Origin of the sequence: Sphingomonas crusticola, from assembly GCF_003391115.1 — a bacterium.
In the GTDB taxonomy this organism is placed as follows: Bacteria; Pseudomonadota; Alphaproteobacteria; order Sphingomonadales; family Sphingomonadaceae; genus Sphingomonas_I; species Sphingomonas_I crusticola.
Map to the genome: position 1 here is coordinate 171206 of NZ_QTJP01000001.1, position 14778 is coordinate 185983.

Consider the following 14778-nt stretch of genomic DNA (forward strand, 5'->3'; position numbering starts at 1 on the left):
CGAACGTTCCGGGGGCGAGCTAATTCTATCGGCCGCCCGCGTTGACTCCGATGGTGCCGGCTTGCACGTCTCGGTTTCATCAACGGGAGCCCGCGATGCGCCGGCCGTTCGGACAGCATTATGCCTTCGTCGTCGCCGGCGTGACCTTTGCGGCCTTGCTGGTTGCGGCCGGACTCCGGGCCGCGCCAAGCGTGCTGATGCTGCCGCTCGGCATGAATTTTGGCTGGAGCCGTGCCACGGTTTCGACGGCGGCTGCGGTCGGCATCTGCCTCTATGGCCTGGTGGGGCCGTTCGCTGCCGCGCTGATGCAGACCGTGGGAATCCGCCGCACGATGATGGGCGGGCTCACGCTGATGGCTGGCGCGACCTTCGCCAGCCTGTGGATGACACAGCCATGGCAATATATCGTGACGTGGGGCGTGATATCGGGCGTCGGCAGCGGCGCGGTAGCGTCGGTCATGGGCGCGGCGGTGGTCAATCGCTGGTTCGCGACGCGACAAGGCCTGATCATGGGCGCGCTGACCGCGTCGACCGCCACGGGTGCCCTGATCTTCCTGCCGTTCATGGCCTGGCTGTCACGCCACGGTGCCTGGCAGCCGATCGTGTGGTTCGTCAGCATTGGCTGCGCAGTGCTGATCCCGGTGGTCGCCTTGCTCCTGCCCGAGCATCCTGGCGATATCGGCACCGAGCGCTTTGGGGGCACTGACGGCGTCGCGACGCCCATCAAACCGCGCGGGGCGCCGAGCGTTATGCTCGCTTTCACTGCCCTGCGCACCGCAAGCCGGTCGCCGACGTTCTGGCTGTTGTTCGGCACCTTCTTCGTATGCGGGCTGACCACCAACGGCCTCGTCGGGACACACCTGATCGCCTACTGCGGCGATCATGGCATTCCGCCCGTGCAGGCGGCGGGACTGTTGTCATTGATGGGGCTGTTCGATCTCATCGGCACGACCGGATCGGGCTGGCTCACGGATCGTTACGATCCGCGCAAATTGCTGCTCGTTTATTACGGACTGCGGGGACTTTCGCTGATGGCGCTGCCGTTCCTCGATTTCGGCGCGGGCAGCCTCACTACGTTTGCGATCTTCTACGGGCTCGACTGGATCGCGACAGTGCCGCCCACCGTCAAGCTGGCGACGATCACGTTCGGAGAGCGGGACGCGCCGATCATTTTCGGCTGGGTGTTCGTCGGCCATCAGCTCGGCGCCGCAACCGCGGCATTCGGGGCGGGCGTGATCCGCACTCAGACCGGCAGCTACGGCCCCGCTTTCCTGGTCGCAGGCATGTTCGGCGTAGCGGCGGCCCTGGCGGTGATTTTGTGGCGCAAGGAGCCGGCGGCGCCGGTTTTCGCGACCGCTTGACCCATCGCCATGCTGAGCCCTTCGACAGGTTCAGGGTGACGGACTGGTGTTTAGCAGAGCCTCGACGCGGTCGGCGGCGTCGATCCCGCTCTGCCAGGCGCCGTGGGCGGTCGAGAAATCGTGGCGCGAGCAGGCCTCGCCGGCGAAATGGAGCCGCTCGCCTGCCGGTGCGGCCAATATGGCGCGCTTGCTGGCATGCCCGGGCAGAGCATGGCTATAGGCGCCGCCAATGGTCGGCTCACGGTGCCACCAGCTGCCGGCGATCGGATGCAGGCCGGCGGCAAAGTCGCGGCCGAGCAATGTGCCCAGTTCCTCGATGGCGAAGGCCACGCGGCCCGCATCGCCTGCCTCCTCCATCGCCCGCGCCGCGATGCCGCCGAAGAAGCATTCGATCACCGGCCAGCCGAAAGGCCGCAGATAATAGCTGCCGGTACGGGCGTTGCGCGGATCGCCCAGCAGATGCGTCTCGGGCGGAATGGCCTCGGGCCGCTCGATCGCCAGGAATAACTTGTCGACGCGGCCGAGCGGCAGGCAGGCCGCCGCGTGGACATGATCGTCCAACGTCGGCGTGAAGGCGATATCTCCGCGCGCCAGGACGTCGGTTGGAACCGCCACGATCGCCGCGTCGGCTTTGATCCGCCCCTTGTCCGTGTCGATCGCAACGCGCGGGCCGCTATCGTCGATCGCCGTCACCTTGGTGCCGAGACGCAGCGGCAGCGCTGCCGCTGCTCCTGCGATCAGGGTGCCGTAGCCTCCAGGCAGCCGCCAGTTTAGCTCCGAAGCGCTATCGTCATAAGCCAGCAGATCGCGCGCCGAGACCCGATCCAGCTCGGCGCCATTGAGGGCGCCACTGATCATGTCGAGATAGGGCCGCCAGGGATGATCGCGGGCGATCGCATTGCCGGCGCAGTCGTCCGCCGCCTCGCTGTGCAGGCGTTGCTCGAATTCCTCATAGGCACGTTCGGCCGCGCGCTGGTCGGCCGTACTGAAGCCAAGGTTGCGGAGCTGGTTGCGCCAGGCCGCCGAAGATCGGTCGATTACCGTGCCCTGCGCCCGCGCGAAATCTGCAAGCGGATTGCGCTCGGCGGAATGGAGCCAACCGCAGCCGAGATCGAGCGGCAGATGTTGGACGGTCTCGGTATGGGCCCGCCCGCCGACGCGGCGCATCGCTTCCACCAGCAAGATGTCACGGCCGCGCTGCTGAAGCCGCCGCGCTGCCGCGATTCCCGCAGCGCCCGCGCCGACGATCACGACTTCTGGCTCCACTTCCCGCTCCCCGATCCGGCTTGACCTTGGGCCAAAGCAGTATCAGGCGTTACGTTCCGTCGCGACGAGAGGACTTAATGCTGGCGATCCTGCAGAAGCTCGAGGAAAAGCGCGCCCAAGCCAAGATGGGCGGCGGCCAAAAGCGCATCGATGCCCAGCATGCCAAGGGGCGACTGACAGCGCGCGAGCGGCTCGACGTGTTGCTCGATCCCGGTTCGTTTGAGGAGCTCGACATGTATGTCGAGCATAATTGCGTGGACTTCGGAATGGCTGACCAGGTCATTCCAGGCGACGGCGTGGTGACCGGATCCGGCACCATCAACGGACGGCTGGTGTTCGTGTTCAGCCAGGATTTCACCGTATTCGGCGGCTCGCTTTCCGAGCGCCACGCCCAGAAGATCTGCAAGGTGATGGACATGGCGCTGAAGGTCGGCGCCCCGGTCATCGGCCTCAACGATTCCGGCGGCGCGCGCATCCAGGAGGGTGTCGCCAGCCTCGGCGGCTATGCCGAGGTCTTCCAGCGCAACGTGCTCGCTTCCGGCGTTGTGCCGCAGATCAGCCTGATCATGGGGCCATGCGCCGGCGGCGCAGTCTATTCGCCCGCGATGACGGACTTCATCTTCATGGTGAAGGACAGCTCCTATATGTTCGTGACGGGGCCCGACGTCGTCAAAACCGTAACCAACGAAGTCGTGACGCAGGAAGAATTGGGGGGCGCGGTCACCCACACCGCCAAATCGGGCGTGGCTGATGTCGCGTTCGAGAACGATATCGAAGCGCTGCTGGCGACACGCGATTTCTTCGATTTCCTGCCACTCTCCAACCGTCATGATCTCCCGCAGCGGCCGACCGACGATCCGTGGGACCGGATGGACCCCAGCCTCGACACGCTCATCCCAGACAGCGCCAACAAGCCCTATGATATGAAGGAGTTGATCACGAAGGTGGTCGACGAAGGCGACTTCTTTGAGGTGCAGCCGACCCATGCCGGCAATATCCTGATCGGCTTCGGGCGGATCGATGGGCGTCCAATCGGCATCGTCGCCAACCAGCCGATGGTGCTGGCCGGCGTGCTCGACATCAATTCATCGAAGAAGGCAGCGCGGTTTGTCCGCTTCTGCGATGCGTTCGATATCCCGATAGTCACCTTCGTGGATGTGCCGGGCTTCCTGCCGGGTGTCGCGCAGGAACATAACGGCATCATCAAACATGGCGCCAAATTGCTGTTTGCTTATGGCGAGGCGACCGTTCCCAAGATCACCGTCATCACCCGCAAGGCCTATGGCGGCGCCTATGACGTGATGGCATCCAAGCATCTGCGTGGAGACCTCAATTATGCGTGGCCAACCGCCGAAATCGCGGTGATGGGTGCCAAGGGTGCGGTCGAGATCATCTTCCGCGGCAAGACGCCGGAAGAGATTGCGGAGCGCACCGCAGAATATGAGGCGCGTTTCGCCAACCCATTCGTGGCCGCGTCCAAGGGCTTTATCGATGAGGTGATCATGCCGCATTCGACGCGGCGCCGGATTGCGGTGGGCTTGCGCAAGCTCAAGGACAAGCAGCTCGAAAATCCATGGAAGAAACACGACAATATCCCGCTATGAAATTCGGCCCGCTCAACCATGTCGGTATCGCCACAGCCTCGATCGAAGCGGCCGTGGCGATGTACCGCGATCTACTTGGCGCGACGGTGATCCGCGCGCCGTTCGACCTGCCCGCGCAAGGCGTGCGCGTATGTTTCATCGATACGCCCAACAGCCAGATCGAACTGCTCGAACCGCTTGGAGAAAATAGCCCGATCACGCGCTTTCTCGCCAAGAACCCCGCGGGCGGTCAGCATCATGTCTGTTTCGAGGTGCCCGACGTGGCCGCGGCCAAGGCCGAATTGGAAACGAAAGGCGCGACCGTGCTGGGGGAGCCGCGCATCGGCGCGCACGGGACGCCGGTCATCTTCGTCCACCCGAAGGATATGGGCGGCGTGCTGGTCGAGCTGATGGAGACACCGGCGGGAGCTCATCCATGACCTCCGTTCCCGCTCATCCTGAGGAGCAATTGAGCTTGTCGAAATGGCGTCTCGAAGGACGTTTGGTACCGGTGTCGCTCGAGACGAGGCTTCGGCAAGCTCAGCCTTTCCTCAGGATGAGCGGTCGTGGGAACGTGTCGCGTGACTGGTAAGCCCACGCCCGCCGACTGGGCCGCGCTTGCCGCCAAGGAGGTAAAAAACCGCGACCTGACGTGGGACACGCCCGAAGGCATCCCGGTCAAGCCGCTCTATACCGCTGAAGACATCGCGAACGTCGATCCGGGCCTGCCCGGTTTTGCGCCGTTCACGCGCGGCGTCCGCGCGTCGATGTATGCCGGGCGGCCCTGGACGATCCGCCAATATGCGGGTTTCTCCACTGCCGAGGAATCCAACGCTTTCTACCGCCGCAACCTCGCCGGCGGGCAGAAGGGCCTGTCGGTCGCGTTCGATCTCGCCACCCACCGCGGTTATGACAGTGATCATCCGCGCGTCGTGGGCGACGTCGGCAAGGCGGGTGTCGCGATCGACAGCGTCGAGGACATGAAAATCCTGTTCGACGGCATCCCGTTGGGCAAGATGTCGGTCAGCATGACGATGAACGGGGCGGTGATCCCGATCCTAGCCTTCTTCATCGTGGCCGGCGAGGAGCAGGGGGTGCCGCAGGCGGCGCTCGACGGCACCATCCAGAACGACATCCTCAAGGAGTTCATGGTCCGTAACACCTATATTTACCCGCCAGCTCCCAGCATGCGGATCGTGTCGGACATCATAGCCTACACTTCGGCCAATATGCCGAAATTCAATTCCATCTCCATCTCCGGCTATCATATGCAGGAGGCTGGTGCGACGGCGGTGCAGGAGCTTGCCTTCACCATCGCGGACGGCAAGGAATATGCCAAGGCAGCGATCGCGTCGGGCATGGATATCGACGCTTTTGCAGGGCGTTTGAGCTTCTTCTTCGCAATCGGCATGAACTTCTTCATGGAGGTCGCCAAGCTCCGCGCCGCGCGCAAATTGTGGCATGGGATTATGGATGGGCTGGGCGCTAAGGACGAGCGCTCGAAGATGCTGCGCACGCATTGCCAGACGTCCGGAGTTTCGCTGACCGAGCAGGACCCCTACAACAACGTCATCCGCACGACGGTCGAGGCGATGGCGGCGGCGCTGGGTGGCACCCAGTCGCTCCACACCAATGCGCTCGATGAGGCGATCGCCCTGCCGACCGACTTCTCTGCCCGCATTGCGCGCAATACCCAGCTCGTCCTCCAGGAAGAGACCGGGATTACCCATGTCGTCGACCCCCTAGGAGGCTCCTATTATGTCGAGGCGCTGACGCAGGAACTGCACGACCGAGCACTTGAGATTATTGCCCGGGTGGATGCCGAGGGTGGCATGGCCAAGGCCGTTGCCGCGGGCTGGCCCAAGGCGATGATCGAGGAAGCGTCGGCGGCACGGGCCGCGCGCGTCGATCGGCACGAGGACGTGATCGTCGGCGTCAACAAATACACCTTGCCCGAGCAGGACGAGCTTTCGATCCTTGATGTGGACAATCATGCGGTCCGCGCTGGCCAGCTTGCGCGGATCGCGCGGGTCAAGGCGTCGCGCGACGAGGCTGCGTGTCGCGCCGCCCTCGATGCGTTGCGTCAAGGGGCGGCAGGGCAGGGTAATCTGCTCGCGCTTGCGGTCGATTGCGCTCGTGCCCGCGCTACGTTGGGCGAGATCAGTCAGGCGCTGGAGGATGTGTTCGGCCGTTATGGCACGACCCCGACGCCGGTCTCGGGCGTCTATGGCGGTGCTTATACGGACGATCGTCGGTGGGTGGCCCTGGTCGACGGCGTTTCGGCCGTCGCCCGCCGCCAGGGCCGGGCTCCGCGCATGCTGGTCGCCAAGATGGGCCAGGACGGCCATGATCGCGGCGCCAATCTGGTGTCGTCCGCCTTCGGGGATCTCGGCTTCGAAATTGTCCCCGGCCCTCTGTTTCAGACCCCGGCTGAAGCTGCCGCGTTGGCGCTGGAGAAGGATGTCGACGTAGTCGGCGCGTCGAGCCTGGCCGCGGGCCACAAGACCCTCATCCCCGAGTTGATCCAGCATCTGCGCGACGCGGGCCGGGCCGACATCAAGGTCATCGTCGGCGGCGTCATCCCCGCCCAGGATTATGGCTTCCTGCGCGACGTGGGAGTCCAGGCGATCTTTGGCCCGGGCACCAATCTGGTCGAGGCGGCGGGAGAGGTGCTCAGGCTGCTCGGGCATAACCTTCCGCCCGAAGGGCTTGGAGAGGCTGCCGAATGAGGGTGATGATATTTGCGATCGCCTCGTTGGGTTATGCTTTGGCAGCGACGTTCGTCTGGTTTCCGATATTGCTGAGCTGTGGATTGGGGACTGACAGCCCTGTGGCCTGCAATGCAGAAGCGGACTTTCGGGCAAAGGTTTTCGTGGCAGGGGCCGTGGCCTTTTACGGTGTGGCCACGTTCATTTATTGGCGCCTACGGCGCTTTGGAGTGCGCTAGGTGTTCAAGAAGATTTTGATCGCCAATCGCGGCGAGATCGCCTGCCGGGTGATCCGCACCGCGCGCGCCATGGGCATCAAGACGGTCGCCGTTTATTCGGACGCGGACGCGCGCGCACCGCATGTCGAGCTGGCGGACGAGAAGGTGCGCCTCGGCCCGCCGCCGGCATCGGAATCTTACCTGCTTGCCGATGCGATCCTGCGCGCGGCGAAGGAGAGTGGCGCCGAGGCGGTTCACCCAGGCTACGGTTTCCTGTCGGAGCGTGAGAGCTTCGCGCGGTTGCTGGCGGACAATGACATCGCCTTCATCGGCCCTCCGCCCGACGCGATCGCCGCGATGGGGGACAAGATCGAGTCCAAGAAGCTGGCACAGGCGGCGGGTGTCTCGGTGGTCCCAGGCTTCATTGGCGAGATCACGGGTACCGATCATGCGGTCGAGATCGCCGGCGGCATCGGCTATCCGGTAATGATGAAGGCCTCGGCCGGCGGCGGCGGCAAGGGCATGCGGCTCGCATGGTCCGAAGCCGACGTCCGTGAAGGCTTCGAGGCGACGAAACGCGAAGGCCTCGCCAGCTTCGGGGATGATCGCGTCTTCATCGAGAAGTTTGTCGAAAGCCCGCGCCATATCGAGATCCAGCTGCTCGGCGACCAGCATGGCAACCTGGTCTATCTCGGCGAGCGCGAATGTTCGGTCCAGCGCCGTCACCAGAAGGTGGTGGAGGAGGCGCCGTCGCCATTCGTGACGCCCGAGATGCGCAAGGCGATGGGCGAGCAGGCCGTCGAGCTCGCCAAGGCAGTCGGCTATTACAGCGCAGGCACCGTTGAGTTCATCGCCGGCGCCGACCGCAGCTTCTACTTCCTCGAGATGAATACCCGGCTGCAGGTCGAACACCCGGTGACCGAATATGTCACCGGGCTCGATCTGGTCGAGCAAATGATCCGCGTCGCCAATGGGGAGAGACTTGCCTTCTCTCAGGCGGATGTGAAGCTTTCCGGCTGGGCGATTGAGAACCGGGTTTATGCCGAAGATCCTTATCGCGGATTTCTGCCGTCCACCGGTCGGTTGGTCCGCTATCGGCCGCCCGCGACGAGCGAAAACGTCCGTGTCGATGACGGCGTCGTCGAGGGCTCCGAAATTTCGATGTTCTACGATCCGATGATCGCCAAGCTGATCACCTATGGCGAGACGCGGGAGCAGGCGATCGACACGCAGATCGCGGCGCTCGACCGGTTCGAGATCGACGGGATCGGCCACAATGTGGATTTCCTGTCAGCCCTGATGCAGCATCCGCGCTTCCGGGAAGGCGCGCTCACTACCGGCTTCATCGCCGAGGAATATCCCGATGGTTTTGAGGGCGCTCCGGTGCCGCAAGCGCTTACCGCCAAGCTCTCAGCGATAGCAGGCATCGTCGCCTGCGCCGAGGCTGCGCGGGATGCTTCGATCGACGGGCGCCTCAACGGCCGCATCGATCCGAGCTGCGAATGGATCGTCTCGATGGACGATGCCCAACATCATGTCGCGATCGAGGATGAGACCGTCCTAGTCGATGGTGCCGCTCTGGTAGTGGACGCGCCTTACATTCCCGGACAGCGCCTGATCGAGGCTGAGATCGACGGCGAGCCCTTGTCGGTGCGCCTGACCCATATGCGGGCGGGCTTCCGCCTGACGACGCGCGGCCATGCACATAGTCTGCGCGTATTGCCGCCGCACATTGCCGCGCTGACCCACTACATGATCGAGAAGGTGCCGCCCGATCTGTCGCGTTTCCTGCTTTGCCCGATGCCCGGCCTGCTGACGACGCTGAACGTCAAAGCCGGAGACAAGGTCGAAGCCGGGCAGGCGCTAGCAGTGGTCGAAGCGATGAAGATGGAAAATATTCTGCGTGCGGAGAAAGCGGGGATCGTCGCAAAGATCGATGCTCAGCCCGGGGACAGCCTCGCCGTCGATGCGATCATCCTCGAGTTTGAGTAGCTTTCGGCTACAGGACCCGGCATAGGTTGTTTCAAAATCAGACACAAGTTGAGGAACGCATGACAGCCACACCCCTGGATTTCGCACTTGGCGAGATGGCTGATGCAATCCGCGAGACGACCCAGCGTTTCGCTGCGGACAAGATCGCGCCGCTGGCCGCGCGGGTCGATGCCGAAGACTGGTTTCCGATCGAGCTTTGGCCGCAAATGGGCGAGCTCGGCCTGCACGGCATTACCGTTGCCGAGGAATATGGCGGTCTCGGTCTCGGCTACCTCGAACATGTCGTCGCGTGCGAGGAGGTAAGTCGGGCGTCTGCCTCGGTCGGCCTGTCCTACGGCGCGCATTCCAATCTGTGCGTCAACCAGATCAATCGCTGGGGTAACCCGGACCAGAAGGCGAAATATCTGCCGAAATTGGTCTCGGGAGAGCATGTCGGTAGTCTTGCCATGTCCGAGGCGGGGGCAGGCTCCGACGTCGTCTCGATGAAGCTGCGCGCCGACAAGGTGGACGGCGGCTTCCGCCTCAATGGCACCAAGTTCTGGATCACCAATGCTGCCTATGCCGAGACATTGGTGGTCTATGCCAAGACCACGCCGGACGCAGGCTCCAAGGGCATCACCGCCTTCCTGATAGAGAAGGACATGGCCGGCTTCGCCATCGGTCAGAAGATCGACAAGATGGGCATGCGCGGCTCGCCGACTGGCGAACTGGTCTTCAACGACTGCTTCGTGCCGGCCGAGAATGTCATGGGTCCGCTCGACGGCGGCGCGAAGGTGCTGATGTCCGGACTGGATTACGAGCGCGTCGTCTTGTCGGGCATCCAGCTCGGGATCATGCAGGCCTGCCTCGATGTGGTGGTGCCCTATCTTCAGGAGCGTAAGCAGTTCGGGAAGCCGATCGGCGCGTTCCAGCTGATGCAAGCCAAAGTCGCGGACATGGTCGTCGCACTCAATAGCTCGCGTGCTTATTCCTATGCGGTGGCCCGCGCCTGCGATGCCGGCAAGACCACGCGCCACGATGCCGCCGGCGCCATCCTCTATGCCAGCGAGAATGCGGTTAAGGTCGCCAACGAGGCGATCCAGGCGCTCGGGGGAGCGGGTTACACCAAGGATTGGCCGGTCGAGCGTTATCTACGGGACGCCAAGCTGCTCGATATCGGCGCCGGCACCAACGAGGTGCGCCGAATGCTGATCGGCCGCGAGATATTGGGCGTATGACGCAGCTATCGACCCTGATCGATCCGTCCTCCGAAAGCTTTCGCGCCAACGCCGCCCACAATCGCGCGCTGACCTCCGAATTGCGGGCGCGGGTCGCCGCGGCTGCTTTGGGCGGTTCCGAGGCCTCACGCGAGCGCCACGTCAGCCGTGGCAAGCTGTTACCGCGCGATCGCGTCACGCGGCTGCTCGATCCGGCTTCGCCTTTCCTGGAGATCGGCCAGCTCGCCGCCAACGGCCTCTATGGCGACGAAGTGCCAGGCGCCGGCCTGATCGCCGGAATTGGGCGCGTTATGGGCCGGGAGGTGATGGTCGTCGCGAATGACAGCACCGTCAAAGGGGGCACTTATTACCCGCTGACCGTGAAGAAACACCTCCGCGCGCAGGAGATCGCGCAGGAGAATAGGTTGCCTTGCATTTATTTGGTCGACAGCGGCGGTGCCAATCTGCCCCACCAGGCCGAAGTCTTTCCCGACCGCGATCATTTCGGGCGCATCTTCTTCAACCAGGCCAATATGTCGGCGCTTGGCATCTCGCAAATCGCCAGCGTGATGGGCAGCTGCACCGCCGGGGGTGCTTACGTACCGGCAATGTCGGACGAGAGCGTGATCGTGCGCGGGCAGGGGACGATCTTCCTTGCGGGCCCACCGCTGGTCAAGGCGGCGACTGGCGAGGTCATCTCGGCTGAGGAATTAGGCGGTGCGGAGACGCATGGGCGCAAGTCGGGCGTGGTCGATCATGTCGCCGAAAATGACGAACATGCGCTCGCAATCGTGCGCGATATCGTCGCGACGCTCGGCAAATCCAGGCAGTCGGATGTCGATCTGGCCGAACCGCGCCCCCCCAAATTCGACCCGGAGGAGCTTTACGGCATCGTTCCGAGCGATGTTCGCGCGCCCTATGACGTGCACGAAGTGATCGCGCGCATTGTCGACGCCTCTGAATTTCACGAATTCAAGGCGGCTTACGGGGCCACTTTGGTGTGCGGATTCGCCAGAATCTGGGGCATGCCGGTCGCCATTCTCGCCAATAACGGCGTGCTGTTCAGCGAAAGCGCACAGAAAGGTGCTCATTTCATCGAGCTTGCCTGCCAGCGGCGCATACCCCTGCTGTTCCTTCAGAATATTTCCGGCTTCATGGTCGGCGGCAAATATGAGGCGGAAGGCATCGCCAAACATGGCGCAAAGCTGGTGACGGCGGTCGCCACTGCCTCCGTGCCCAAGATCACCGTGCTGATCGGCGGCAGCTTCGGCGCGGGCAATTACGGGATGTGCGGCCGGGCATATCAGCCACGATTCCTCTTCACCTGGCCCAATGCGCGGATCAGCGTGATGGGTGGCGAGCAGGCGGCGTCCGTGCTTGCCACCGTCCATCGCGATGCCGACACATGGACGCCCGAGCAGGCGGAGGCATTCAAGGCGCCCGTCCGCCAGAAATATGAGGATGAGGGCAATCCTTATTATGCCACCGCGCGGTTGTGGGACGATGGGGTGATCGATCCCGTCCAGACCCGCGACGTGCTCGGCTTTGCCCTTGCTGCCACGCTGAACGCGCCGATCCCCGATCGCGCGCAGTTCGGCATATTCAGGATGTAATGCCGATGCTGCTTGCGCTCCTTCTAGCGGCTCAGACTGCAAAGCTCCCGACTTGGACTCCGCTGCCGATGCAAGGCAGCGCCGAGGGCGCGGTGATGGCGCCGATCAAGGCGATGTTTGCCGGATTGGCGGCACGCGACGGGGCAGCGATCCTCGCCCAGACCCGCACCGAGGGCGGCGCAACGGTCGCCAATGAGAAGCCCGACGGAAGCAGATCGATCCGCCACCTCACCTGGGCCGAATTTGCCGGCGGGATCAAGCCCGGCCCGGAACGCTACGAAGAGCGGATCAGCGATCCCGCAATCGAAATCGACGGCGATATCGCCATGGTGTGGGCACCGTTCACCTTCCTGATCGACGGCAAGGTGCACCATTGCGGCGTCAATCATTTCGACCTGGTGCGCGAGCAGGGCGCCTGGAAGGTGCTGAACGTGACCTGGTCGTCGCGAACGACCGGCTGTGAGGTCGGATGATCACGTCGCTCCTCATCGCCAATCGGGGCGAGATTGCACGGCGGATCATAAGGACGGCGCGCGAGATGGGCGTGCGCACGATTGCGATCCATTCCGACGTCGATGCCAAGCTGCCGTTCGTGCGCGAGGCGGACGAGGCGGTTTGCATCGGGCCGGCACCGGCGCGCGAGAGCTATCTCGTACAGGAAAAAATACTCGCCGCAGCTCGTGAGACGGGTGCTGAGGCTATTCACCCAGGCTACGGATTTCTTTCGGAAAATGCGGATTTTGCGCAAGCAGTGATCGATGCTGGTTTGATCTGGGTGGGGGCGCCCCCGCAAGCGATCCGCGCGATGGGACTCAAGGATGCCGCCAAGGCGCTGATGACCAGGGCGGGCGTGCCCGTCACGCCTGGCTATCTTGGCGAAGATCAATCGCCAGACCGCCTGCAGGCGGAGGCGGACGCGATCGGCTACCCGGTGCTGATCAAGGCGGTCGCGGGCGGCGGCGGCAAAGGGATGCGTCGGGTCGAGGCATCCGCCGATTTCGCGGATGCGCTCGGATCGTGCCGGCGAGAGGCTGCTTCGTCCTTCGGTGATGACCGCGTGTTGCTGGAAAAATATATCCTCAACCCGCGCCATATCGAGGTGCAGATCTTCGGCGATACGCATGGCAATGTCGTCCATCTATTCGAGCGGGACTGCTCGCTGCAGCGCCGCCATCAGAAGGTGATCGAAGAAGCACCCGCGCCCGGAATGGATAAGGCGACACGGGACGCGATCTGCGCCGCGGCGGTAAAGGCGGCCACGGCGGTCAATTATGTCGGCGCGGGTACGATCGAGTTCATCGCCGATGCTTCCGATGGCCTGCGCGCCGACCGCATCTGGTTCATGGAGATGAATACCCGCCTGCAGGTCGAGCATCCGGTCACGGAGGAGATCACCGGCCAGGATCTGGTCGAATGGCAACTCCGCGTCGCGAGCGGGGAGCCGCTGCCGAAGCGGCAGGACGAGCTGGCGATCCACGGTCATGCGATTGAAGCGCGGCTCTATGCCGAGGATCCGGCGCGAGACTTCATGCCTTCGATCGGGCCCATCGATCACCTCATTCTTCCCGACGATGTCCGGCTGGAGAGCGGCGTGGAAGAAGGTGATCAGGTTTCATCGTTCTACGACCCGATGATCGCGAAGCTGATCGCGCACGGTGAAACGCGTGGTGAGGCGATCGACGATCTTGCACAGGCATGCCGCCGGGTGCAGTGCGAGCCGGTCAAGACCAATGCCTGGTTCCTGGCGCGGCTGCTCGATGCTGCGCCCTTCCGGGCCGGCACGATGACCACCAACAGCATCGCGCAGCTGGGTGAAGAGCTCGTCGCGCCGCCGCGGCCGAGCGAAGCTCTGCTTCAGGCCGCAGCCGAGCAAGCAGTCTTCCATGGCTTCGCGCCTGCGAAGCTGGGCGAGCCAGCCTTTGACCGGTTCGCCGGACTGCTCGGATTCCGCCTTAATAGCACACCGGACCATCGCGTTCGGCTGAGCATCAATGGAGGGGAGCAGGTCGTCGATTACGATCTGCTGGCGGAGCAGAATTATCGGCAGGGCGGGATCGGGGGAATCCAGTCGGGGCGCGAGACCATGTTGTTCGAGGGCGGCGCCGCTTATGTGACCTCGCCCTATCAGGCCCGGCCCTTAGCCGGCGGTGCGGTATCATCGGGCGCAATCAGTGCGCCAATGCCAGGCAGGATCGTTTCGGTCGAGGTGGAGCAGGGGGCTTCGGTCACCGCGGGGCAAAGGCTGGTGATTCTCGAAGCGATGAAGATGGAACAGGCGCTGGTTGCGCCGTTCGATGGTGTCGTCGCCGAACTGAAGGCACAGCCAGGAGCACAGGTGGCCGAGGGCACGTTGCTGGTGCGGATCGAACCGAGCGCGACATGAGCGCGCTGCACGTCCGTGACGCGGCGGAGGCTGACCTACCGGCCTTGATCGTCTTACTCGCCGACGATGAGAATGGTCGCCTACGCGAGGATCCCAGCCAGCCGCTCGATTCCGGCTATCGTGCCGCCTTTGCGGCGATCGAGGCTAATCCGGACCAACGCCTGTTGGTTGCCATATCGGGTCGCGAGATTGTCGGCACGTTGCAGTTGAGCTTTCTGCCCGGCCTGTCCTACCGCGGGGCATGGCGAGGCCAGATCGAGGCGGTGCGGATCGCGAGCCAATTCCGAAGCAAGGGGCTGGGCGAGCAGATGATCGCATGGGCAGTGGAACGATGCCGTGAGCGTGGCTGCAACATGGTCCAGCTCACGACCAAGTCGACACGGCTGCGGGCGCATGCATTTTACGAACGTCTGGGCTTCACGCCGAGCCATATCGGCATGAAGCTTCACCTCGTATAG

At 63.7% G+C, this 14778-nt stretch carries 11 protein-coding genes; 10 read left to right on the top strand and 1 reads right to left on the bottom strand.

Annotated features, from left to right (window positions below; translation table 11 throughout):
• The first annotated feature begins 95 nt into the window (after positions 1 to 95).
• Positions 96 to 1361 carry an MFS transporter gene (locus DX905_RS00825; RefSeq protein WP_116089638.1) on the top strand — a complete coding sequence of 422 codons (1266 nt, stop codon included), beginning with the start codon at positions 96 to 98 and terminating at the stop codon, positions 1359 to 1361.
• Positions 1362 to 1391: 30 nt separating this feature from the next.
• Here the strand turns inward: DX905_RS00825 and DX905_RS00830 are convergent, their stop codons facing one another.
• The gene (locus tag DX905_RS00830) at positions 1392 to 2627 is read right to left on the bottom strand and encodes a flavin monoamine oxidase family protein (protein ID WP_116089639.1); all 1236 of its coding nucleotides are present in this window, start codon (positions 2625 to 2627) and stop codon (positions 1392 to 1394) included.
• A gap of 77 nt (positions 2628 to 2704) precedes the next feature.
• Here DX905_RS00830 and DX905_RS00835 point away from each other — a divergent pair, with 77 nt between their 5' ends.
• The 9 genes from DX905_RS00835 (at position 2705) to DX905_RS00880 (ending at position 14778) form a co-directional block, all read left to right on the top strand.
• The gene (locus DX905_RS00835; protein WP_116089640.1) at positions 2705 to 4231 is read left to right on the top strand and encodes an acyl-CoA carboxylase subunit beta; all 1527 of its coding nucleotides are present in this window, start codon (positions 2705 to 2707) and stop codon (positions 4229 to 4231) included.
• Positions 4228 to 4650: a methylmalonyl-CoA epimerase gene (mce, locus tag DX905_RS00840; RefSeq protein ID WP_116089641.1), complete on the top strand. Its 423-nt coding sequence runs from the start codon at positions 4228 to 4230 to the stop codon at positions 4648 to 4650. Before DX905_RS00835 ends, mce begins: the two co-directional genes overlap by 4 nt.
• Positions 4651 to 4791: 141 nt before the next feature.
• Complete coding sequence (gene scpA / locus DX905_RS00845; protein ID WP_116089642.1) at positions 4792 to 6939, top strand: methylmalonyl-CoA mutase; 2148 nt, start codon at positions 4792 to 4794, stop codon at positions 6937 to 6939.
• A 218-nt stretch (positions 6940 to 7157) separates the two neighbouring features.
• A complete protein-coding gene (locus tag DX905_RS00855) occupies positions 7158 to 9128 on the top strand; it encodes an acetyl-CoA carboxylase biotin carboxylase subunit (RefSeq protein WP_116089644.1) in 1971 nt (656 codons plus the stop codon).
• Between the two features lie 59 nt (positions 9129 to 9187).
• Entirely contained in the window at positions 9188 to 10345 is a 1158-nt protein-coding gene (locus DX905_RS00860) for an isovaleryl-CoA dehydrogenase (RefSeq protein ID WP_116089645.1), read from the top strand.
• Entirely contained in the window at positions 10342 to 11937 is a 1596-nt protein-coding gene (locus tag DX905_RS00865) for a carboxyl transferase domain-containing protein (RefSeq protein ID WP_116089646.1), read from the top strand. Before DX905_RS00860 ends, DX905_RS00865 begins: the two co-directional genes overlap by 4 nt.
• A gap of 95 nt (positions 11938 to 12032) precedes the next feature.
• The gene (locus tag DX905_RS00870; RefSeq protein ID WP_240320667.1) at positions 12033 to 12410 is read left to right on the top strand and encodes a nuclear transport factor 2 family protein; all 378 of its coding nucleotides are present in this window, start codon (positions 12033 to 12035) and stop codon (positions 12408 to 12410) included.
• Positions 12407 to 14320, top strand: coding sequence for an acetyl/propionyl/methylcrotonyl-CoA carboxylase subunit alpha (locus DX905_RS00875; RefSeq protein WP_116089648.1), 1914 nt, complete (start codon positions 12407 to 12409; stop codon positions 14318 to 14320). Before DX905_RS00870 ends, DX905_RS00875 begins: the two co-directional genes overlap by 4 nt.
• The gene (locus DX905_RS00880) at positions 14317 to 14778 is read left to right on the top strand and encodes a GNAT family N-acetyltransferase (RefSeq protein WP_116089649.1); all 462 of its coding nucleotides are present in this window, start codon (positions 14317 to 14319) and stop codon (positions 14776 to 14778) included. Before DX905_RS00875 ends, DX905_RS00880 begins: the two co-directional genes overlap by 4 nt.